Genomic DNA, 20,711 nt, shown 5'->3' with positions numbered 1-20,711 from the left:
GCAGGCAGGAACATGCCTTCTCAGTATAGCTGCATAATAGCGCGCTGGCCGTTTTTTGAACTAATTGTTTAATTTTAATAAACAATTAAAGGCTACTGACGTTGATCCCAAACGCTATTTTTCCGCCGTCCTGCCTTGATTTACCGTATAATTCCCTACATTAAGCTTGGTTATTGAGGTGGTCGTGGAACAACTTTCGGGATTGCTGAGGCGGTTACGCCAGCAGCTTGAACAACCTTTTCCTGCTGTGGGTGGTTTCCGGCAGCTTTCACTTCCCGTACCGGCACCGTTAGCCGGCCATTTGCTGGAGTGGCTGGCGGCGCAAGCGGCATTCCCGCAGTTTTATTGGCGTCATCGCGATGGGCGTGAGGAGGCGGCAGTCTGCGGCGCAGTGTGTCAGTTTAGCCAGCCACGGCAGGCACAGGCATTTCTCAGGGAGCATGAGGGAGCGCGGGTATGGGGGCTGAATGCTTTTGACGGTTTGGCCCATTTATTTTTGCCACGGCTGGAAATTCTGAGCCGTGACGGTGAAACACAATTAACTCTGAATCTGTTTTCTGCCAGCTCGCTGCGTGAAGATGCGGCGTTAGCCAGCCACGGGCTGGAGCAGCTCTCGTTGGCAAGGCCCATCACGCCATTAAAGGCGCAGGTGACCCAGGTGCAGCATCAACCGGATTTTGCCGGGTGGGAAATCATGCTGCACGACGCACTGCAAGCGATAGGTCGGCAACGGATGGAGAAGGTGGTGTTAGCGCGCAGTACGTTACTGATGCTGGATTGCCCGCTGTCTGCACCGGCGATGATGGACGCCAGCCGCCGGGTGAACCACCGCTGCTACCACTTTATGCTGCGCTTCGATGCAGATTGCGCCTTTCTCGGCTCCAGTCCGGAAAGGCTCTATCTGCGCAACGGTCGTCATCTGCAGACGGAGGCGCTGGCGGGCACCGTGGCCAATCACCCCGATCGACAGCAGGCTCAGACGCTGGCGCACTGGTTATTGCGGGATGGCAAAAACCAGCATGAGAATCTGCTGGTGGTGGATGACATCTGTCAACGTCTGCAAGGGGGAACCGATGCGGTGGATGTGTTGCCGCCGGAGGTGGTGCGCTTGCGTAAGGTGCAGCATCTGCGGCGTCGCATTGAAGGCCGGCTCAACCAGGGTGACGATGCCGATTGCCTGCAGCGCTTGCAGCCCACGGCGGCGGTCGCCGGGCTCCCACGCCAGGCCGCCCGCGAGTTTATCCTGCAACATGAACCTTTCGACCGTGGCTGGTACGCCGGATCTGCCGGTTACCTGTCTTCTTCCCGCAGTGAGTTTTGTGTGTCCCTGCGCTGTGCACAGCTCGATGACCAGGGGTTGTGGCTGTATGCCGGTGCAGGCATCGTGGCCGGCTCTGACGCCGCCGCGGAGTGGCAGGAAATTGAAAACAAGGCCGCCGGGTTGCTGAGCTTGCTGCAACCCTAAGCCTGGCCTGAATTTCCCTGCTGTTGTTCTGGATTCATTGAGAGAATGACACGGTGAGTGTAAACTGTTTGTGATTTTTATGTTTATTTTTTGTTCAAAATCAATTGATTGTCTATCATAAAGTCACCGGGATATACGGCGTTTTTGCGCTGGCGCAAAAGTCGTAAAGATAACTACTCATATAATGCAGAACATCATTTTTGGCACACCGCCGATTGGCGGGGCCAGCGGACGATTCTGTTAACCGACTTGTGAGCGAATTATGTCGACAAGTGTTTTTAATCGCCGGTGGGCGGCGTTGTTGTTGGAAGCGCTGGCCCGTCATGGAGTGCGACATGTCTGTATCGCTCCGGGGTCACGCTCTACACCGTTGACGCTGGCGGCGGCGGCTAACAAGTCCTTTATTTGCCATACCCATTTTGATGAGCGCGGGCTGGGCCATTTGGCGCTTGGCCTGGCGAAGGCGTCGCGGGAGCCGGTGGCGGTGATCGTCACTTCCGGTACTGCGGCAGCCAACCTTTACCCTTCCCTGATCGAAGCCGGGCTGACCGGTGAACGGCTGGTGTTTCTCACTGCCGATCGGCCACCTGAACTGATCAACTGCGGCGCCAACCAGGCGATCCGCCAAAATGGTCTGTATGCCAGCCACCCGGCGCTGAGTATTGACCTGCCGCGCCCGACGACCGACATCCCCGCCCGTTGGCTGGTGTCCACCGTCGACAGCGCGATGGCACGCCTGCAGCACGGCGCTTTGCACATTAATTGCCCGTTTGCCGAACCGCTGTACGGCGGTGATGAGCAACAGTATGCCGACTGGTCGGCGACGCTCGGCGACTGGTGGCAAGGCAGCCACCCCTGGCTGCGTGAAATGGATCCCCACCAGGTGCTCAAACAACCGGACTGGTTCTTCTGGCGGCAAAAGCGCGGCGTGATAGTGGCGGGGCGCATGAGCGCGGAAGAGGGCGAGCAACTGGCCCAATGGGCCGAACTGCTCGGTTGGCCGCTGATTGGCGACGTGCTGTCTCAGACCGGCCAGCCGTTGCCCTGCGCCGATTTATGGCTGGCTCAGCCGCAGGCGCAAAAGCTTCTGGATGATGCGCAGTTGGTGGTGCAGTTCGGCAGCAGCCTGACTGGCAAACGTCTGTTGCAGTGGCAGGAGCAGTGTCGTCCACAAGAGTATTGGCTGATCGACGATTTACCGGGGCGGCTCGATCCGGCGCAGCATCGTGGACGTCGCATTCGTGCCAGCGTGGCGCAGTGGCTTGAATTGCACCCGGCGCAGCGGCGTTCCGCCTGGGCCGATGAGTTGACTCGGTTGGCAGACAACGCGCTGGATACCGTCGCCGGCTATTTGGTTAACCGCTTTGGTGAGGCGCAGCTAGCCCACCGACTGCCGGAATTACTGCCGGTAAACGGCCAACTGTTCCTCGGCAATAGCCTGATCGTGCGGCTGATTGATGCGCTGACCCGTTTGCCGGCCGGTTACCCGGTATTCAGCAATCGCGGGGCCAGCGGTATCGACGGCCTGATCTCCACGGCGGCTGGCGTACAGCGAGCAACCGCCAAACCGACGCTGGCGGTAGTGGGGGATCTCTCTGCGCTGTATGACCTGAACGCGCTGGCGTTGCTGCGCCAATGTTCTGCACCGACGGTGCTGATCGTGGTGAATAACAACGGCGGCCAGATTTTCTCACTGTTGCCGACGCCGGAAGAAGATCGGCAGCGGTTTTACTGCATGCCGCAGGACGTAGAATTCAGCCATGCGGCGGCGATGTTCCAGCTGGCTTACTCCTGCCCGGAAAACTGGGGGCAACTGCTGCAGGCGGTGGAACAGGGCTGGCGCCATAGCGGCGCTACGCTGATTGAGCTGCAGGTGCCGCCGAGTGATGGTGCGCAGGCGCTGCAGCATCTGGTGCAACAGATGGCGGAGCAATGATGCTGGCAACCAAAGTATTGCAACAGGGCGAGGCCGATCGCCCATGGCTGATCTGGCTGCACGGTCTGTTGGGCAATAATAATGAATGGCGAGTGATCGCTTCACGCTGTCCGGAATGGCCGTCGCTGGCGATCGACTTGCCCGGCCACGGGGATTCCGTTGCGGTAGTCTGCACCAGCTTTGACGATATCAGCGCGCAGATCAGCGCCATTCTGCAAATGCACGGCATCGAACGCTATTGGCTGGTGGGCTATTCGCTGGGCGGACGTATTGCCATGTATCACGCCTGCCACGGTGAAACCCGTGGCTTGCAGGGTGTCATTATTGAAGGGGGGAACCCAGGGCTGGCCGACGCAGCACTGCGCGAACAGCGGCTGGCACACGATGTGGCCTGGGCCGAACGTTTTCGCTGTGAACCCCTCGCCGAGGTGCTGGCCGACTGGTATCAGCAACCGGTGTTCGCCAATCTTAGCGCGGTACACCGTGATGCGCTGATCGGCGCCCGCTCTGACAACAGCGGCGCGGCCGTGGCAGACATGCTGGAAGCCACTTCGCTGGGCAGACAGCCCTCTCTGGCGCTGCAGCTGCAACAACTGCCGGTCCCGCTGGTGGTGTTATGCGGCGCTGACGATCACAAATTTCAGCAACTGACGCGCGACGCCGGGTTGCCGTTACGCCTAGTGCCGCAGGCCGGGCATAACTCGCACCTGGCCAATCCGCAAGATTTCGCCGCCGAGCTGCGCAATTTTCTCGTTAACCCTGGTTAAAGGAACCGAACATGCTCTATCCAAATGAAGAACAACTGTACGCCGCCATCGACTGGCAGGATTGCTCCGGTGATTTCGAAGATATCCTGTATCATAAGTCCAGCGACGGCATTGCCAAAATCACCATCAACCGTCCGCAGGTGCGCAATGCGTTCCGGCCGCATACGGTAAAAGAGATGATCGAAGCGTTGTCCAATGCCCGTTATGACGACGGGATCGGCACCATTATCCTCACCGGTGCCGGCGACAAGGCATTTTGCTCCGGTGGCGATCAGAAAGTCCGCGGCGACTACGGCGGCTATCAGGACGACAGCGGTGTACATCACCTGAACGTCCTCGACTTCCAGCGTCAAATCCGCACCTGCCCGAAACCGATTGTGGCGATGGTCGCCGGCTATTCGATCGGCGGTGGCCACGTGTTGCATATGATGTGTGACCTGACCATTGCGGCAGACAACGCCATTTTCGGCCAGACCGGCCCGAAAGTCGGTTCTTTCGATGGCGGTTGGGGCGCTTCTTACATGGCGCGTATTGTCGGCCAGAAGAAAGCCCGTGAGATCTGGTTCTTGTGCCGTCAATATGACGCAGCCGCAGCACTGGACATGGGCCTGGTCAATACCGTGGTACCGCTGGCGGAGCTGGAAAAAGAAACCGTGCGCTGGTGCCGTGAAATGCTGCAGAACAGCCCGATGGCGCTGCGCTGCCTGAAAGCTGCCCTGAACGCCGACTGCGACGGTCAGGCCGGCCTGCAGGAATTGGCGGGTAACGCCACCATGCTGTTCTACATGACTGACGAAGGCCAGGAAGGGCGCAACGCGTTTAACGAAAAGCGCCAGCCTGACTTCAGCAAATTCAAGCGTAATCCGTAATGAACACGGCTAGACGTAACGCGGCCGTTTACCGTTACAGCCTGCCGATGGACGCTGGTGTAGTGCTGCGTAACCAGCGGCTGAAAACCCGCGATGGCTTGCTGATCCATCTGCAGCAGGGTGAACAGGAGGGCTGGGGGGAGATCGCGCCACTGCCGGCGTTCAGTCAGGAAACGCTGGCGCAGGCCGAACAGGCCGCACTGAGCTGGCTACAAAGCTGGCAAGGCGGTGCATTACCGGTAGAAAGCCCGTTACCTTCGGTGGCGTTCGGCATCAGCTGTGCATTGGCCGAGCTGGAGCAGCGGTTGCCGCTGCAGGCCGATTACCGCAAGGCGCCGCTGTGTACCGGTGACCCCGATGAGTTGTTCGAAGTATTGACCGCCTTGCCGGGGGAAAAGGTCGCCAAGGTGAAGGTCGGGCTGTACGAAGCGGTGCGCGACGGTATGATCGTCAACGTGCTGTTGGAAGCACTGCCGGATCTCCGACTGCGGCTGGACGCCAACCGCAGCTGGACGCGGGCCAAGGCCGATGGTTTCGCTAAATACGTCAACCCGGCGCTGCGTGACCGCATTGCTTTCCTTGAAGAACCTTGTAAAACCCGTGATGAATCGCGGGATTTTGCTCAGGCGACCGGCATTGCCATTGCCTGGGACGAAAGCGTGCGCGAGGCCGATTTTGTGGTGCAGGCGGAACCGGGCGTGGCAGCGATAGTGATTAAGCCGACGTTGGTCGGTAGCCTGAGCCGTTGTCGCGCGTTGGTGGATCAGGCCCATGCGGTGGGGTTGACGGCGGTGATCAGTTCCAGCATTGAATCCAGCCTGGGGCTGACGCAGTTGGCGCGCATCGCGCACTGGCTGACGCCGGCCACCGTGCCTGGACTCGACACGCTGGATCTGATGCAGGCACAACTGCTGCGGCGCTGGCCGGACAGTAAGCTGCCGCTACTGGATCAGCAAGCGCTGGAGTGTTTATGGCGCAGTTAAATGACTGGCCATGGCGATATTGGGCGCAACGGCGTCCGCAGGCGACGGCGCTGATTGTCGGTCATCAGCCGGTGAGCTGGCTGGTGTTACGCCGTCAGGTGGATAAGCTGGCGGCGGATTTTCAGTACCAGGGGGTCGAGCCCGGTTGCGGCGTTGCGCTGTGTGGCAAGAACAGTTATCCGCTGTTGTTGGCCTACCTGGCTCTGTTGCAGTGTGGTGCGCGACTGCTGCCGCTGAATCCGGCGTTGCCTGCTACCCTGCTGGCGACGCTGTTGCCCGAGCTGGATATCGATTTTGCCTTCAGCCCAGACGCGTTGCCGACCTTGCCGGCCACCGTTATCCGCTTAAGTCCCCCTTCTACCGAACCCCGTTGGCTGAATCCGCCGCGCTGGGATCCCCAACGGTTGGCCACGCTGACCCTGACCTCCGGCTCCAGCGGCAGGCCGAAAGCGGCCGCACACAGTTTTGCCGGGCATCTCGCCAGCGCCGAAGGCGTGTTGCAGCTGATGGAGTTTCAACCTCGGGATCGTTGGCTGCTGTCGTTACCCTTGTTTCACGTGTCCGGGCAGGGCATTGTCTGGCGCTGGCTGAAGGCGGGTGCCACGCTGGTGGTGCGCGATATGCACCCGCTGGCGGATGCTTTGGCGGGCTGTACCCATGCCTCGTTGGTGCCGACTCAGCTTTGGCGTCTGCTGGCGCAACCGCTGGCAGGGCTGACGCTGAAAAAAGTGCTGCTGGGGGGCGCGATGATCCCGGTTGCGCTGACCGAACAGGCGGAGGCCGCGGGTATCCGTTGCTGGTGCGGTTATGGGCTGACCGAACTGGCTTCCACTGTGTGTGCCAAGCGCGCCGATGCACGGCCGGGTGTCGGCCTGCCGTTGGCCGGTCGGGAAATTAGGCTGGTGGATGAAGAAGTGTGGATCCGTGCGCAGAGTCTGGCGTTGGGATACTGGCGGCAGGGTGCGTTGCTGCCGCTCGTTGATCCGCAAGGCTGGTTCCATACCCGCGATCGCGGCGTTATGGAGCAGGGTGAGCTGCGGATTATCGGTCGGTTGGACAACCTGTTTTTCAGCGGTGGAGAAGGCATTCAGCCGGAGGATATTGAGCGTGTGTTGGCAGCTCACCCGCAGATTTTACAAGTGGTAGTGGTTCCGGTGAACGATGCCGAGTTTGGTCAACGCCCGGTGGCGGTTATCGACAGTGAGCAGCCTCTTTTGCTGGAAGAACTGCTGGCCTGGTCGCAAGATCGGCTGGTGAACTTCCAGCGGCCAATGGCGCTATTGCCGATGCCGAATGCGTTGAAAGCCGGCGGCATCAAGATCTCGCGCCGTCAGTTACAGCAATGGGTGGCGGAGCAGATCTCCATCGAATAGGCAGCATGGATCGAAACGTTATTTTCTGGCAGTGAGATAAAAAGGAAAAGCGGGGCCGATTGTTCCTGGCACCGCTTTTTTTTGGCCAAAACCGTCGCTCAGCGGTCGTGTTCCGCAGCGCTTTCCATTGGTGTACAGGGTTCTGCCGCCGGATTTTTCGTCAGGACAATCAGCAACAGCACCATCGAATTCAGGGCAATCACGATCTCCCAGGCCAACCAGAAATCCAATCGGTCGGCTATCAGGCTCAATCCCAGACTTAACACCGTGGACAGGCAAATGAACAACACCTCGTTGAAGGCGAGGATGCGTGCCAGTTCTTTGCTTTCTGCCTGGGTCATGATCAGTGTGTTTCTTCTCACCCGAATATGGGAATGACAGAAGGCGATAATAAAAAGACAGATATAAACGGCGGGGAGGCTTTTGAAAAACAAGGGTAAAACCAGTCCGATAATAAAACCGCTGCCGAAAATAACATACACGGATTTTAAGGTTGGCACCCAAGATTGCGTATTTATCATACTGCCTACAATGGCACCCAGCCCATAGGGTACGACGAGAATAGCATATGCGCTGACGGGAGCCCCTATACGAGTAAATAGTGCCGGATATAATGCGTTCAAGAACACGACGCAAATGTAGGGGAATAATGAGAGCAGTTCAATAATTCGTTTTTTGTCACCGAGGAAAAATACATAGCCCTTATGGTACATCGTCAGTTTTTTAGGCTCTGGTGTTGTTGACGCATCCACTTCATTGATAATGTCTCGGGGGATATAGCGGTTGATAACTAATGAAAGAGAGAAACAAATCAGGGCAATCAAACAAACGTTTTGAATGGATTTATCCTGCAAGATCAAAAATGCAATTCCGCCGGAAAGAAAAGTTATCCCTTGCCTGACCATTTCCAACAACCTGTTGGCGTGGTACAGCTTATGTTCAGGCAAGACCTTTTTCATGTAGGTGGAGCGGATCACTTGGTCAGATGCACGTATCAGCGTAAACACCGCTGTGGATAACAAAATGACGATAAATGAAAGTAATGAGTCGTGCGTGGCTGGATTTATTATCAAAAAAACCAGCGCATTGAAGGCCCCCGCGACGTAAATAATATTGAGCATTTTTTTACATGTTGTTTTGTCTGTCAGGTGACCGATGTAGGGCAGGGCAAAAAAGGTGATGATATACCCTGACGACAGAACGACAGAAACCAGCAAGCTGGAATTGAACGTGCTCTCTATAAACCAGGCAATGGCAGTGAAGAATACTGCCATCGAAACGCCGGATGTGAATGCGGAGAGCAGAATGGGGAACATATCTTATATACCAAAGTAGTCGACTCGTTGACGAGGGATGTAGTTGCCTTCCTTTGAATAATACTCTTCTATTTCAAGACACTGAAGATCAATGGCATGTTTTATGTCATGTATGGCATTCAAAATGAAAGAGGTTTTTTCCAGGTCCCCGAGGCTAACCAGATGGCTATGTTCGTCGAGCAGGCGTGAATGGCCCAATTCGTAGTCGATTTGTGAATGTTGGAAGAATGGCTCAAGGGTACCTGGTTCAAGGTCATAGTGCTGCGTGATGTCCTCAATGGCTTTTGTAACTTCTGCCTGGTCAAAGTCATGAGACTCGATGACCTTGGCAATAAGGAATACGGTACTGGGGTGGGTTCTGAACAATGCGCTTATCATGCTGATTAAATTAAGTGTTGAGACCAAAGGAACCGAGCTTTCCACTTCGGCCTGTTTCATTCCCAGTTTCAGTAATGTCGACAATATAAAAGATTCATGCCCTGTTTCTTGCTTTTTGTATTCTGTTAAAACCATTTTTAGCTCGGGATTGTCTGTGTTATCAATCGCAGCGTTAATGATGGATGGGAAGGCCTTTATATAATGGTAAGTTTCCATGAAAAAACCGATAAGGACGTTTCGGTTGGTGTCGCCATACAGAAATTTATTAAATAAATGAGTTTCTTCGACCTGCTCCGCCCACATCTCACAGGCTTGGATAGCTTTGCCAAGAAAATCTTCATTAGCCGATTTTGTCTCATTCCTAACCATGCCTATTTCGTTAAGAGAAGCGACCATCTCTTCGATACGCTGAATGGGGATATCTGTTTTACTTGAAATTTCAGCTACGGTGTTATGACCGGTGCAATAGCTGCGTATTTTATAAAAATCCCGGGCATCTTCCTTTTCCACTTCGTAAAGCCCTGCGGTAAAACGCAGATAGTATTCGTCATCTTCATTAGTGGTCCACAGGTTGTGAACGAATTTTGGAGAAGTCTGGTAGTTTTTATCCATGGCATTTTCCTTTTATTCTGAAGGCAGGGCCGGTGCTTATGACTGGCCCTGCTTATTATGATCACCGGTTAGCCGCAGGTTGCGCCGCCCAGCTTCTTCGTGGATTTTTTGCTGATTTTTTTCAGTTTCATCACATTGATCCTTTTGTAGGGTTGGTATGCCTGACATCAGGCACCAGCATATTTCTCAGAAGTCAGTCGGAAGGGCAAAGGGAATGTGTTTTTTTGTACGAATCATTAGATGTTTATCACAATTCAACTAACAAGGTTACTTTTTGTACCTTTTAGCCTTGCGTAATTGCATGCCGATATCTATGCGCAGAGAGGTGAGCAGAATAATTAATCCCGCACCAGATCTGGGTTTTACCGCTGTTCTCAGGTGTTTATGGTGTTTGGTTTGGCCAGGTACTCGTTTTTGGTGCAGGATGGATGGCTATAAAATACATTCATAATGGTAATGGATGTCATTTGATGTAAAAGGTTTCAAAATCGGACGCCAAGTCTGATTTCAACGCCTTTATTTTCCAGTAAAAAAAGCACCGACGAGATAATCAATCGGTGCTTTATACCTATAGCGGCTTCCCCATTCAGCGAGCTTGCGTGCATGGTATTAGCCGCAGGGGCAGTTTGTCTTCAGGACAGGTTTATTTCAGACCCAAAGCCTTGGCCACGCCGGCACCGTAATTCGGGTGCACTTTGCTAAACAGATCAACCTGACGGCGCTGAATTTGTTCCGGCACCTGCGACAGCTCACCGGCGATGCGGGTGAACATGCGCTGATGCTCTTCGGCACTCAACAGGTTGAACAGTGCGCGTGGCTGGCTGTAGTAATCATCGTCTTCACGGTGATTCCAGTGGTCGGCTGCGCCTTCGATGCTCAACGGCGGTTCACTAAAGTCCGGTTGCTCCTGGAACAGACCGAAGCTGTTCGGCTCGTAGGTTGCTCCGTTGCCGCTGTTGCCATCCACGCGCATTGCACCGTCACGGTGATAGTTGTGGAATGGGCATTTTGGACTGTTAACCGGGATTTGATGGTGGTTCACACCCAGACGGTAACGCTGTGCATCTCCGTAAGAGAATAGGCGCCCCTGCAGCATTTTATCCGGAGAGAAACCGACGCCAGGGACCACGTTGGCTGGGTTCACCGCCACCTGTTCAACTTCGGAGAAGTAGTTTTCCGGGTTGCGATGCAGTTCGAAGAAACCCACGTCGATCAATGGGTAATCACCATGTGGCCATACCTTGGTCAGGTCGAACGGGTTGTATGGAGTTTGGGAGGCTTCGTGTTCTGGCATAATCTGGATTTGCAGTTTCCAACGCGGGAAATCACCCCGTTCGATGGCCTCATACAGATCGCGCTGTGAGCTTTCACGATCCTTGGCGATGATCGCTTCCGCTTCATCGTCCATCAGGTTCTCAATGCCCTGTTCGCAACGGAAGTGGAATTTCACCCAGAAGCGCTCGTTGTTGGCGTTGATAAAGCTGAAGGTATGGCTGCCGAAGCCGTGCATATGACGGTAAGATTTCGGAATGCCACGGTCGCTGAAGTCAATGGTCAGCTGGTGCAGGCTTTCCGGTGACAGCGAGAAGAAGTCCCACTTGTAGGTTGGATTACGCAGATTGGTGCGCGGATCGCGTTTGACCACGTGGTTAAGATCCGGAAATTTCAGTGGATCGCGCAGATAGAATACCGGTGTATCGTTACCTACCAGATCCCAGTTGCCTTCCTCGGTGTAAAACTTCATGGCGAAACCACGAATGTCACGCTCGGCATCTGCGGCACCACGCTCACCGGCGACGGTGGAGAAGCGGATGAACATGTCAGTTTGCTTGCCGATTTCAGAAAAGATTTTTGCGCGGGTGTACTGGCTAATATCGTGAGTCACGGTGAAAGTGCCGTAGGCGCCGGAGCCTTTGGCGTGCATACGGCGCTCGGGGATCACTTCACGATCGAAATGGGCCAGCTTTTCCAGGAACCACACGTCCTGTAGCAGCATCGGGCCGCGTTTGCCTGCGGTGATCACGTTATTATTATCGACAACCGGGGCGCCGGCTGCGGTGGTCAGTCCTTTCTTGCTCATCACTTGCTCCTTAAACTTAGTGCAATCGAGTGAAAACTCGGGCGAATTAAGCGTTCATCATCATAATTCAGCAGGGAACGGTTACCCTGACTTAGGTCAATACCACTACTAGTTGTAGCCCTATTGAACGCTCGCGGCAAATAGGTCTGAGTTATCGTTGCCATTGCCCCAGGGGAGATGCGCTTTGCTTGCAAAACTTTACATTTGTTTGATTAATTAAGGATTTATCCCTTAAGGACTGGTTGTGCTTTGGTATAGACTTGTGACGGTATTATTACGGGTTAACTCATATCATTCGCAATGGATGAAGCAGCAAGAGGGATAGATGATGAAAAAGACTTTGGTGGCCTGCGCAGCAAGCATGCTGTTTGTGACCGGTGCGGCGAGCGCTCTCAGCCTGTCGGGTGAAGCCGGGCAGCACTACACCAACCTTGGCTTTGGCCAGGACACCGGGACCACCGGGTTGGGACTAACCGGCAACTGGGCGCGCAGCGATCATAACGGCAACGTTGGCAGCCTCGGGTTGAATTTTGGCCTGCCGCTTGGGCCGCTGACCGCGACTGTGGGCGGCAAGGCACTGTATTTGAGCCCGAAAGATGGCGATAACGGTGGCGCATTGGCATTGGGCGGCGGCCTGGACTGGGCTATCAGCCGTTACTTCAGCCTGCATGGCGAAGGCTATTTTGCTCCGGATTCACTGACCAGCGGAGTGAAGGCGTATAACGAAGCCAGCGGCGGCCTGCGCTGGAATATATTCCGCCCGCTCAGCGTAGATGTAGGTTATCGCTACATTAAGATGGAAGGGAAAGACGGGCATCGTGACAACACCCTGGCCGATGGCCCCTATGTAGGTGTAGGTCTGAGCTTCTGATACCAACAACAAAGGGGCCAATCGGCCCCTTTGTTTTATCGACCAATCTATTACCCTACTGCAGGCAGGATGCCGCTGGCGATGCCCAACTGAATGGCAATCACCGTTATCCCGCAGACAAACACCAGTGCCAATGCCGGTGTGCCACCCCAGACGCGGTATTTTGCCTGATGCTGCTGACGGGTTTTCCACACCAGTAGTGACGGTAATAACAGCGCCAGCACCGCCAGCGCGATGGCGGCAAAGCCCAGAGCCAACACAAAGCCTCGCGGATAGAACAGGGCGAAAGCCAACGGCGGCAAGAAGGTAATGACCCCGGTCTGCAGACGACCCCGCACGTTATCCTGGCGCTTAAACAGGTCAGCCAGGAAATCAAACAGTCCGAGCGCTACGCCAAGGAACGAAGTGGCCAGCGCCAGATCGGCAAACAGATGCACCGCCAGTTCGACATGTGGGGACGCCACGACGTCGCGTACTGCCTGCAACAGTCCGTTCAGACCGGCTTGCTGCGCCAAAATGCCCACGAAAGTGGTGGAGCTGATGCTGCCGAGAGTCGCCAACTGCCAGAAGATATAGGCCACCAGCGGAATGGCACTGCCGATAATGAATACCCAGCGCAGCTTGCGGATATTGCCGCCCATATAGTTAACAATGCTGGGCACGCTGCCGTGGAAGCCAAACGAAGTGAAGATCACCGGGATGGCCGACAGCGCCAGTCCCTGTTCCAGCGGCAGGGTCATCAGGTTGGTTTGATGGATATTGGGTAACATCAGGCCCAGCATGACGATCAGGAACACCACTTTGGCACTGAACAGGATACGGTTAAACAAGTCGACCGAATGGGTGCCTATGCAGACGACACCGCCGGCTACCAGAGTAAACAACAACACGCCGAGCGTGGTGGGGAAATCCTGTGAGGTCCATTGGCTGATGCTGGTCGCCAGCAATTCGCCGGCGCCGCTGATATAGGCGGCGGTCAGGGCATACATCAGGAACATCATGCTGAAACTGGTCAGCCATTGGCCCCCGCCGCCAAGGTAGCGTTTTGCCAGTGTGCCGAGGCCGGTACCGGCTTGCTCATGCTGATAAACCTCAACCAGCAGCAGCGCGGTATAACACATCAACAACCACAGTCCGACCAACAGACCCAGCGTGACGCCAAAGCCGACACCGGCAGCTGCCAGTGGCATTGCCAACATCCCTGCGCCAATGGTGGTTCCCGCCACGATAAAAACACTGCCAAGCGTACGATTTTTCACGTTTTTCTCTACCAGCCAAAGATTTTGTAAAATTATAGGTAACCCATGCTATGTGCGGCAGGATAGTGGATGGATTATTTTGTGTCAAACGGGCGTTACGGAAGATGTTAACTTATGTTTACATCCTGATGGGCCGCGTAATATCGCAAAAAAGTGCCTTCGACAGAAATTATCCGCTGATGCTTAGTGAAAACTTATTTCCGGGCTTCTATAGTGGAATGATCAGAAAATGTGGGAGAGATCAATGTTAAGGGTGGAGATGCTCAGCACCGGTGATGAGGTGCTGCATGGGCAAATTATAGATACCAACGCCGCCTGGCTGGCAGACTATCTGTTTCAGCAGGGTATGCCGATGAGCGGGCGCGAAACGGTGGGGGACAGTCTCTCCTCTTTGATCGAAACATTACAGGAGCGCAGTCACATCGCCGATGTGCTGATCGTTAACGGGGGGCTGGGGCCGACCAGTGACGATCTTAGCGCGCTGGCGGCGGCCACCGCTTGTGGCGTTGAGTTGGTTGAACATGCCGAATGGATGGCGCGTATTGAGGCTTATTTTGCCGAGCGTGGGCGGCCGATGGCGGCTTCAAACCGTAAACAGGCGCTGATCCCGGCTAACGCCGAGATGCTTGATAACCCAGTCGGTACCGCCTGCGGCTTCGCCTTGAAGCTGAACCGATGCACGATGTTTTTCACCCCTGGCGTGCCTTCTGAATTCAAAGTGATGGTCGAGCAGCAAATCGTACCGCGTCTGCGTGAGCGCTTTACCTTACCGGCACCCCCGCTGTGCCTGCGTTTAACCACTTTTGGCACCTCGGAGAGCGATCTGGCCGCCGCGCTGGATGGCATGCCGCTGCCGGCAGACGTGGTAATGGGCTACCGCTCTTCCAGCCCGATCATTGAACTGAAGTTAACCGGCCCGGTGACCCAGCGAGCAGCGATGGAGCAGGCATGGGAACGGGTGCGTCAGGTGGCGGGGGATAACACTCTGTTTGAGGGGACTATTGGCCTGCCGGCAGTATTGACGCAACGCTTGAACCAGCAGGGATTGAAGCTGGCGCTGAGCGAACAGTTCAGTGCCGGATTGATCAATCTGCAGTTGCAGACCGAAGGTGCACCGCTGGCCGGTGGCGAACTGCTACCGTCGCACTGTGTGGAAACGCTGGAAACCACGCTGGCCCGCGCTCGATCTCTGGCGGAGCTGACTGGGGCACCGCTGGCGCTGGCGGTCAGTGCCATGAGCGGTGATCAGGTGAGTGTGGTGTTGCATACGCCAAAAGGCGGTATCGGGCAGACGGTGCGTTACCGGGCAGCGCGTCATGGTTTGCGTCTGCGGCAGGAGTCGGTGGCGATGTTGGCGCTGGACATGCTGCGGCGCTGGCTGAACGGGGGGCCAGTGTGCGGGAAGAATGGCTGGCTGGAGATTGTCGAGATTATTGAGTAGAGAATGCTTGATGGTAGTGATATATCCCTTATTAATCATAATATTATAAGGGGTTATCGCGTTGAAGATAGGCTGTTACAATCGCTGCGGGTGCTTGAGACTATTCGTCTTGAGCATTGTGTGGCAAGGCGGATAGATGAAAGCCCCAAACTGACTATCAATCAGAATGGGGCTGCCCTAACGCCTAGACACCGTTATGGTAGCCCCTTCACAGCAAGGAGGCTGCATGCGGTTAAAGCATGTGTTTCACGCGTTAACTGTTGTATGTATTACGGTTTTGGTATTCATACCCGTCGCCTTTCGAGCTGCAGCGTTGTTGGCTGCAGGTGCGCCCCCCAGTCACTTACCTAAGTAAGCTCCTGGGGATTTACACCCTGGCCGCCTAGCTGCAATTCGAAAGTCATAGGGTATATTTAGGTGATTGAAGAACACTCTTGAAAATTAGAGTTCCAGCTCGATATCGGTCAGTGGCATGCAGCAGCAAGGCAGGATTTCACCGTCGTTGATAAATGCCAGCGGTTGTTGATGGTAAATCACTTCACCTTTCACCAACTTCAGACGGCAGGCACCGCAATAGCCGGAACGGCACTGGTATTCCACTTCAACGTCGTGCAATTCCAGCACGTCCAGCAGGCAGCCTTCACTTTTGGGGCAGGATAGCTGCGTGCCGGTGGCACGCAGCGTGACGATTGATGATGCCATCGCTTAGAGTTCGAAGTCGCTCAGGTCGTCGGCATGCACTTCCGAGTCGATCTGGCCGACCAGGTAGGAGCTGACTTCTACTTCTTGCGGTGCCACCTGAACGTTGTCTGACACTAACCAGGCGTTGATCCACGGGATCGGGTTAGAGCGGGTTGCGAACGGCAGGCCGAGACCGACTGCCTGCATACGGATATTGGTGATGTATTCCACATACTGGCAAAGAATGTCTTTGTTCAGGCCGATCATCGAGCCGTCACGGAACAGGTATTCTGCCCACTCTTTTTCCTGCTCGGCCGCCAGCACGAACAGGTCATAACATTGCTGCTGACACTCAACGGCGATTTCCGCCATCTCCGGATCATCTGCGCCGGAACGCATCAGGTTCAGCATATGCTGGGTGCCGGTCAGGTGCAGCGCTTCGTCACGGGCGATCAGCTTGATGATTTTGGCATTGCCTTCCATCAATTCACGTTCCGCGAAGGCAAACGAACAGGCGAAGCTGACGTAGAAGCGGATGGCTTCCAGTGCGTTAACGCTCATCAGGCACAGATAGAGTTGTTTCTTTAATGCGCGCAGGGTAACGGTCACGGTTTTACCGTTGACCTGATGCGTGCCTTCACCCAGCAGATGATAGTAACCGGTCATCTCGATCAGATCGTCGTAGTAGCCGGAGATGTCTTTCGCGCGCTTGAGGATCTCTTCGTTGGTGACGATGTCGTCAAACACCACCGCCGGATCGTTGACGATGTTACGGATGATGTGGGTGTAGGAACGTGAGTGAATCGTCTCGGAGAAGGACCAGGTTTCTATCCAGGTTTCGAGCTCCGGGATCGAGATCAGCGGCAGCAGGGCGACGTTCGGGCTGCGGCCCTGGATCGAATCGAGCAGCGTCTGATATTTCAGGTTGCTGATGAAAATGTGTTTTTCATGTTCCGGCAGCGCCTGATAGTCGATACGGTCGCGTGAAACGTCCACTTCTTCCGGACGCCAGAAGAAGGACAGTTGCTTCTCAATCAGCTTTTCGAAAATTTCATGTTTTTGCTGATCGAAACGCGCAACGTTAACCGACTGACCGAAAAACATCGGCTCCAGCAACTGGTTGTTTTTGTTCTGAGAAAATGTGGTGTAAGCCATAAGCCTGAATCCATCGTAACGTGGCTAAATGAAGGGGCCGGAAGAGTTCCGGCCCGCTGTGTCAAACTTTAGATCTTGCAGGCGCCGCTTTCGCAGTCGTCATCGCCGCCTTTGGCCGGCAGTAAATCTTCCTGAATATCATCGGCACCGTCGCGGGTGTTCTGATAGTACAGCGTCTTGACACCAAACTTGTAGGTGGTGAGCAGGTCTTTCAACAGCTGCTTCATTGGCACCTTGCCGCCCGGGAAACGGGTTGGGTCATAGTTGGTGTTGGCCGAGATCGACTGGTCGATAAACTTCTGCATCAGACCAACCAGTTGCAGGTAGCCGTCGTTGTTCGGCATTTCCCACAGCAGTTCGTAGTCGTTTTTCAGACGCTCATATTCTGGTACCACCTGGCGTAGAATACCGTCTTTAGACGCTTTTATACTGATGTGACCGCGTGGCGGCTCAATGCCGTTAGTGGCGTTGGAAATCTGCGAAGAGGTTTCCGAAGGCATCAGCGCCGACAGGGTAGAGTTGCGCAGACCGGTTTCCTTGATCTCTTTACGCAGGCTTTCCCAGTCGTAGTGCAGTGGTTCCTGGCAGATGACATCAAGATCTTTCTTGTAGGTGTCGATCGGCAGGATGCCCTGTGAATACGTGGTTTCATTGAACCACGGGCAGGCGCCTTGTTCCTGAGCCAGACGGTTCGAGGCCTTCAGCAGGTAGTACTGGATGGCTTCGAAAGTCTTGTGGGTCAGGGCGTTAGCGCTGCCGTCGGAGTAGCGAACGCCGTTTTTCGCCAGGTAGTAAGCGTAGTTGATCACGCCGATACCCAGGGTGCGACGACCCATAGCGCCACGGTGAGCGGCTTTGATTGGGTAGTCCTGGTAGTCCAGCAGGGCATCCAGAGCACGCACTGCCAGGGTAGCCAGCTCTTCCAGATCGTCCAGGCTTTCGATGGCGCCCAGGTTAAAGGCGGACAGCGTACACAGGGCGATTTCGCCGTTTTCGTCGTTGACGTCATCCAGCGGCTTGGTCGGCAGGGCGATTTCCAGGCACAGGTTGGACTGACGTACCGGCGCGATCTGCGGATCAAACGGGCTGTGGGTGTTGCAGTGGTCAACGTTCTGGATGTAGATACGGCCGGTCGAAGCGCGTTCCTGCATCATCAGTGAGAACAGTTCAACCGCTTTCACGCGTTTCTGGCGGATGCTGCTGTCTTGTTCGTACTGGGTGTACAGACGTTCGAATTCGTCCTGATTGGCGAAGAACGCGTCATACAGCCCCGGCACGTCAGACGGGCTGAACAGGGTGATGTCCTGGCCCTTGATCAGGCGCTGGTACATCAGGCGGTTCAACTGCACGCCGTAGTCCATGTGGCGTACGCGGTTGCCTTCAACGCCACGGTTGTTCTTCAGCACCAACAGGCTTTCAACTTCCAGATGCCACATCGGGTAGAACAGCGTAGCTGCACCACCACGCACGCCGCCCTGAGAACAGGACTTCACCGCGGTCTGGAAATGTTTGTAGAACGGGATACAGCCGGTATGGAAGGCTTCACCACCGCGGATTGGGCTGCCCAGCGCACGAATACGACCGGCATTGATACCGATACCGGCGCGTTGCGAAACGTATTTCACAATGGCGCTGGAAGTGGCGTTGATGGAATCCAGGCTGTCGCCGCACTCGATCAGCACGCAAGAGCTGAACTGGCGGGTTGGGGTGCGCACGCCGGACATGATTGGCGTAGGCAGTGAAATCTTGAAGGTGGAGATCGCGTCGTAGAAACGTTTAACGTAGTCCAGACGGGTATCACGCGGGTAGTTGGAGAACAGGCACGCGGCCACCAGGATATACAGGAACTGTGCGCTCTCGTAGATCTCGCCGCTAACGCGGTTCTGCACCAGATACTTCCCTTCCAGCTGCTTAACGGCTGCGTAGGAGAAGTTCATATCACGCCAGTGATCGATAAAGGAGTCCATCTGCTCGAACTCTTCAGTGCTGTAGTCTTCCAGCAGATGCTTATCGTACTTGCCCATCTCTACCATGCGCGTTACGTGAGCGAGCAGCTTCGGTGGCTCGAATTGGTCGTAAGCTTTTTTACGCAGATGGAAGATGGCCAGGCGTGCTGCCAGATACTGATAGTCCGGCGCGTCGCGCGAGATCAGGTCGGCTGCCGCTTTGATAATGGTTTCATGAATATCAGCGGTTTTGATGCCGTCATAAAACTGAATATGGGAACGCAACTCTACTTGAGAAACCGAGACGTTGTTTAACCCTTCCGCGGCCCAGTCGATGACACGGTGGATTTTGTCGAGGTTGATGCGCTCTTTACGGCCATCGCGTTTAGTTACAAGCAGACTTTGGTTCATGTGGTGTTTTACCTGTCCGTATGGTGCCCCTAAGCAGAAGTGTAGTAGCTCTGCTCAGTATGTAAACACTATATATAGGGGTTGTATGTCGGTGAGGTAACAAGATAGTGAGAAAACAGGGCGTTTGCAAGTGAACAAAAGTGGCCTAATTTGTGGATAACTTGGGGGTGAAATGTGACTTGTCTTTCGCAGTGCGCGCTGTGACTGGCGCGACAAGCTTGTCAATAAGCGGGATAAGAATTTCCTTAGAATCAGAAAAACGTGATCGTTTGCCGCTTTATTAAACGTTAGAAAAAAACGGCATATTGATCTGATTTAATATTCTTAAAAACTGTTTACAACGGTGATTTTGATCGAAAGCGGAAAAATCAGGTATTTATCTTAATGTTATCGGCGCACCGAAACGGACAAGCCCGTCCCGGCGCGCTTTGGAAGGCTCAGCCTTCGTGCTGAGTATGTACCATATAGTTCACATCAACGTTGCGGCCAAGCTTGAAATGGTCGGTGATTGGGTTGTAATGCAGCCCAATCATATGCTTTTCGCGCAACGGCGTGCCGTCAACCCAGCCGATCAACTCAGAAGGGCGGATGAACTTCTTATGGTCATGGGTGCCCTGTGGCACCATCTTCAGAATATATTCCGCACCGACCACCGCCATCAGCCAGGCTTTGGTGTTGCGGTTGATGGTGGAGAAAAACACGTGGCCACCCGGTTTGACCAGGTGAGCACAGGCGCGTACCACCGAAGCTGGATCGGGAACGTGCTCCAGCATTTCCATGCAGGTCACTACGTCATAGCGTTGTGGGTTGGCCTGCGCATGGCTCTCCACCGTTTCCTGTATGTAGTTTACATTCACGCCGCTTTCCAGTGCGTGCAGCCGGGCAACCTGCAGCGGCTCGGCGCCCATGTCCAGCCCGGTGACCTGTGCGCCTTCGCGCGCCATGCTTTCCGCCAAAATGCCGCCGCCGCAGCCCACGTCGAGGACGGTTTTGTCAAAAATGCCGCCGGCACGCTGCAGGATGTAGTTCAGACGCAGCGGGTTGATACGGTGCAGCGGCTTGAATTCACCTTCCAAATCCCACCAGCGTGAGGCCACAGCCTCGAACTTGGCGATTTCATGATGGTCTACGTTTTGCGCTTGGCTGGATGATTCTGCATTCATGGGCG

At 55.0% G+C, this 20,711-nt stretch carries 16 protein-coding genes; 8 read left to right on the top strand and 8 right to left on the bottom strand.

Annotated features, from left to right (window positions below):
* The first annotated feature begins 184 nt into the window (after positions 1-184).
* From menF to menE, 6 genes are all read left to right on the top strand, one after another.
* Positions 185-1,465, top strand: coding sequence for an isochorismate synthase MenF (gene menF / locus F8R23_RS07895; RefSeq protein WP_129939153.1), 1,281 nt, complete (start codon positions 185-187; stop codon positions 1,463-1,465).
* A gap of 262 nt (positions 1,466-1,727) precedes the next feature.
* A complete protein-coding gene (menD, locus tag F8R23_RS07890; protein ID WP_151415465.1) occupies positions 1,728-3,401 on the top strand; it encodes a 2-succinyl-5-enolpyruvyl-6-hydroxy-3-cyclohexene-1-carboxylic-acid synthase in 1,674 nt (557 codons plus the stop codon).
* Positions 3,398-4,168: a 2-succinyl-6-hydroxy-2,4-cyclohexadiene-1-carboxylate synthase gene (gene menH, locus F8R23_RS07885; RefSeq protein ID WP_151415464.1), complete on the top strand. Its 771-nt coding sequence runs from the start codon at positions 3,398-3,400 to the stop codon at positions 4,166-4,168. The genes menD and menH overlap by 4 nt, the downstream gene beginning before the upstream one ends.
* Before the next feature lie 11 nt (positions 4,169-4,179).
* Entirely contained in the window at positions 4,180-5,037 is an 858-nt protein-coding gene (menB, locus tag F8R23_RS07880; protein WP_085117730.1) for a 1,4-dihydroxy-2-naphthoyl-CoA synthase, read from the top strand.
* A complete protein-coding gene (menC, locus tag F8R23_RS07875) occupies positions 5,037-6,020 on the top strand; it encodes an o-succinylbenzoate synthase (RefSeq protein ID WP_129939152.1) in 984 nt (327 codons plus the stop codon). The genes menB and menC overlap by 1 nt, the downstream gene beginning before the upstream one ends.
* A complete protein-coding gene (gene menE / locus F8R23_RS07870; protein ID WP_151415463.1) occupies positions 6,008-7,393 on the top strand; it encodes an o-succinylbenzoate--CoA ligase in 1,386 nt (461 codons plus the stop codon). The genes menC and menE overlap by 13 nt, the downstream gene beginning before the upstream one ends.
* 98 nt (positions 7,394-7,491) lie before the next feature.
* Here menE and F8R23_RS07865 read toward each other — a convergent pair whose 3' ends face one another.
* The 3 genes from F8R23_RS07865 to katA form a co-directional block, all read right to left on the bottom strand.
* The gene (locus tag F8R23_RS07865) at positions 7,492-8,709 is read right to left on the bottom strand and encodes an MFS transporter (protein WP_151415462.1); all 1,218 of its coding nucleotides are present in this window, start codon (positions 8,707-8,709) and stop codon (positions 7,492-7,494) included.
* 3 nt (positions 8,710-8,712) lie between these two features.
* Positions 8,713-9,699: an iron-containing redox enzyme family protein gene (locus F8R23_RS07860; protein ID WP_151415461.1), complete on the bottom strand. Its 987-nt coding sequence runs from the start codon at positions 9,697-9,699 to the stop codon at positions 8,713-8,715.
* 643 nt (positions 9,700-10,342) lie between these two features.
* A complete protein-coding gene (katA, locus tag F8R23_RS07855; RefSeq protein ID WP_129936542.1) occupies positions 10,343-11,779 on the bottom strand; it encodes a catalase KatA in 1,437 nt (478 codons plus the stop codon).
* A gap of 328 nt (positions 11,780-12,107) precedes the next feature.
* On the opposite strand from katA, the gene F8R23_RS07850 reads away from it, so the two are divergent.
* A complete protein-coding gene (locus F8R23_RS07850; protein WP_099061584.1) occupies positions 12,108-12,650 on the top strand; it encodes a YfaZ family outer membrane protein in 543 nt (180 codons plus the stop codon).
* A 50-nt stretch (positions 12,651-12,700) separates the two neighbouring features.
* Here F8R23_RS07850 and tyrP read toward each other — a convergent pair whose 3' ends face one another.
* The gene (gene tyrP / locus F8R23_RS07845) at positions 12,701-13,909 is read right to left on the bottom strand and encodes a tyrosine transporter TyrP (protein WP_129936541.1); all 1,209 of its coding nucleotides are present in this window, start codon (positions 13,907-13,909) and stop codon (positions 12,701-12,703) included.
* Positions 13,910-14,153: 244 nt separating this feature from the next.
* Between tyrP and F8R23_RS07840 the strand changes: the two genes are divergently transcribed.
* Positions 14,154-15,350: a nicotinamide mononucleotide deamidase-related protein YfaY gene (locus F8R23_RS07840; RefSeq protein WP_151415460.1), complete on the top strand. Its 1,197-nt coding sequence runs from the start codon at positions 14,154-14,156 to the stop codon at positions 15,348-15,350.
* Positions 15,351-15,791: 441 nt separating this feature from the next.
* Here the strand turns inward: F8R23_RS07840 and yfaE are convergent, their stop codons facing one another.
* The 4 genes from yfaE to ubiG all read right to left on the bottom strand — a co-directional run bounded on the left by yfaE (position 15,792) and on the right by ubiG (position 20,706).
* Entirely contained in the window at positions 15,792-16,052 is a 261-nt protein-coding gene (gene yfaE, locus F8R23_RS07835; protein WP_129936539.1) for a class I ribonucleotide reductase maintenance protein YfaE, read from the bottom strand.
* Between the two features lie 3 nt (positions 16,053-16,055).
* Positions 16,056-17,186 carry a class Ia ribonucleoside-diphosphate reductase subunit beta gene (gene nrdB, locus F8R23_RS07830; RefSeq protein ID WP_099061579.1) on the bottom strand — a complete coding sequence of 377 codons (1,131 nt, stop codon included), beginning with the start codon at positions 17,184-17,186 and terminating at the stop codon, positions 16,056-16,058.
* A 68-nt stretch (positions 17,187-17,254) separates the two neighbouring features.
* Positions 17,255-19,543, bottom strand: coding sequence for a class 1a ribonucleoside-diphosphate reductase subunit alpha (gene nrdA / locus F8R23_RS07825; protein ID WP_099061578.1), 2,289 nt, complete (start codon positions 19,541-19,543; stop codon positions 17,255-17,257).
* Positions 19,544-19,980: 437 nt separating this feature from the next.
* On the bottom strand, positions 19,981-20,706 hold the full coding sequence (gene ubiG, locus F8R23_RS07820; RefSeq protein ID WP_099061577.1) for a bifunctional 2-polyprenyl-6-hydroxyphenol methylase/3-demethylubiquinol 3-O-methyltransferase UbiG: 726 nt from the start codon (positions 20,704-20,706) through the stop codon (positions 19,981-19,983).
* Between the last annotated feature and the right edge of the window lie 5 nt (positions 20,707-20,711).

The organism is Serratia proteamaculans (genome assembly GCF_008830365.1).
Lineage (GTDB): Bacteria > Pseudomonadota > Gammaproteobacteria > Enterobacterales > Enterobacteriaceae > Serratia > Serratia proteamaculans.
The sequence above is the reverse complement of the archived record's forward strand: the minus strand, read 5'-3'. Positions and strand labels throughout refer to the sequence as shown.

Coding starts and splice junctions, on each gene's coding strand:
- menD (WP_151415465.1), top strand. CDS start 1,728: ATGTCGACAAGTGTTTTTAATCGCCGGTGGGCGGCGTTGTTGTTGGAA.
- menH (WP_151415464.1), top strand. CDS start 3,398: ATGATGCTGGCAACCAAAGTATTGCAACAGGGCGAGGCCGATCGCCCA.
- menB (WP_085117730.1), top strand. CDS start 4,180: ATGCTCTATCCAAATGAAGAACAACTGTACGCCGCCATCGACTGGCAG.
- menC (WP_129939152.1), top strand. CDS start 5,037: ATGAACACGGCTAGACGTAACGCGGCCGTTTACCGTTACAGCCTGCCG.
- menE (WP_151415463.1), top strand. CDS start 6,008: ATGGCGCAGTTAAATGACTGGCCATGGCGATATTGGGCGCAACGGCGT.
- F8R23_RS07865 (WP_151415462.1), bottom strand. CDS start 8,709: ATGTTCCCCATTCTGCTCTCCGCATTCACATCCGGCGTTTCGATGGCA.
- F8R23_RS07860 (WP_151415461.1), bottom strand. CDS start 9,699: ATGGATAAAAACTACCAGACTTCTCCAAAATTCGTTCACAACCTGTGG.
- katA (WP_129936542.1), bottom strand. CDS start 11,779: ATGAGCAAGAAAGGACTGACCACCGCAGCCGGCGCCCCGGTTGTCGAT.
- F8R23_RS07850 (WP_099061584.1), top strand. CDS start 12,108: ATGAAAAAGACTTTGGTGGCCTGCGCAGCAAGCATGCTGTTTGTGACC.
- F8R23_RS07840 (WP_151415460.1), top strand. CDS start 14,154: ATGTTAAGGGTGGAGATGCTCAGCACCGGTGATGAGGTGCTGCATGGG.
- yfaE (WP_129936539.1), bottom strand. CDS start 16,052: ATGGCATCATCAATCGTCACGCTGCGTGCCACCGGCACGCAGCTATCC.
- nrdB (WP_099061579.1), bottom strand. CDS start 17,186: ATGGCTTACACCACATTTTCTCAGAACAAAAACAACCAGTTGCTGGAG.
- nrdA (WP_099061578.1), bottom strand. CDS start 19,543: ATGAACCAAAGTCTGCTTGTAACTAAACGCGATGGCCGTAAAGAGCGC.
- ubiG (WP_099061577.1), bottom strand. CDS start 20,706: ATGAATGCAGAATCATCCAGCCAAGCGCAAAACGTAGACCATCATGAA.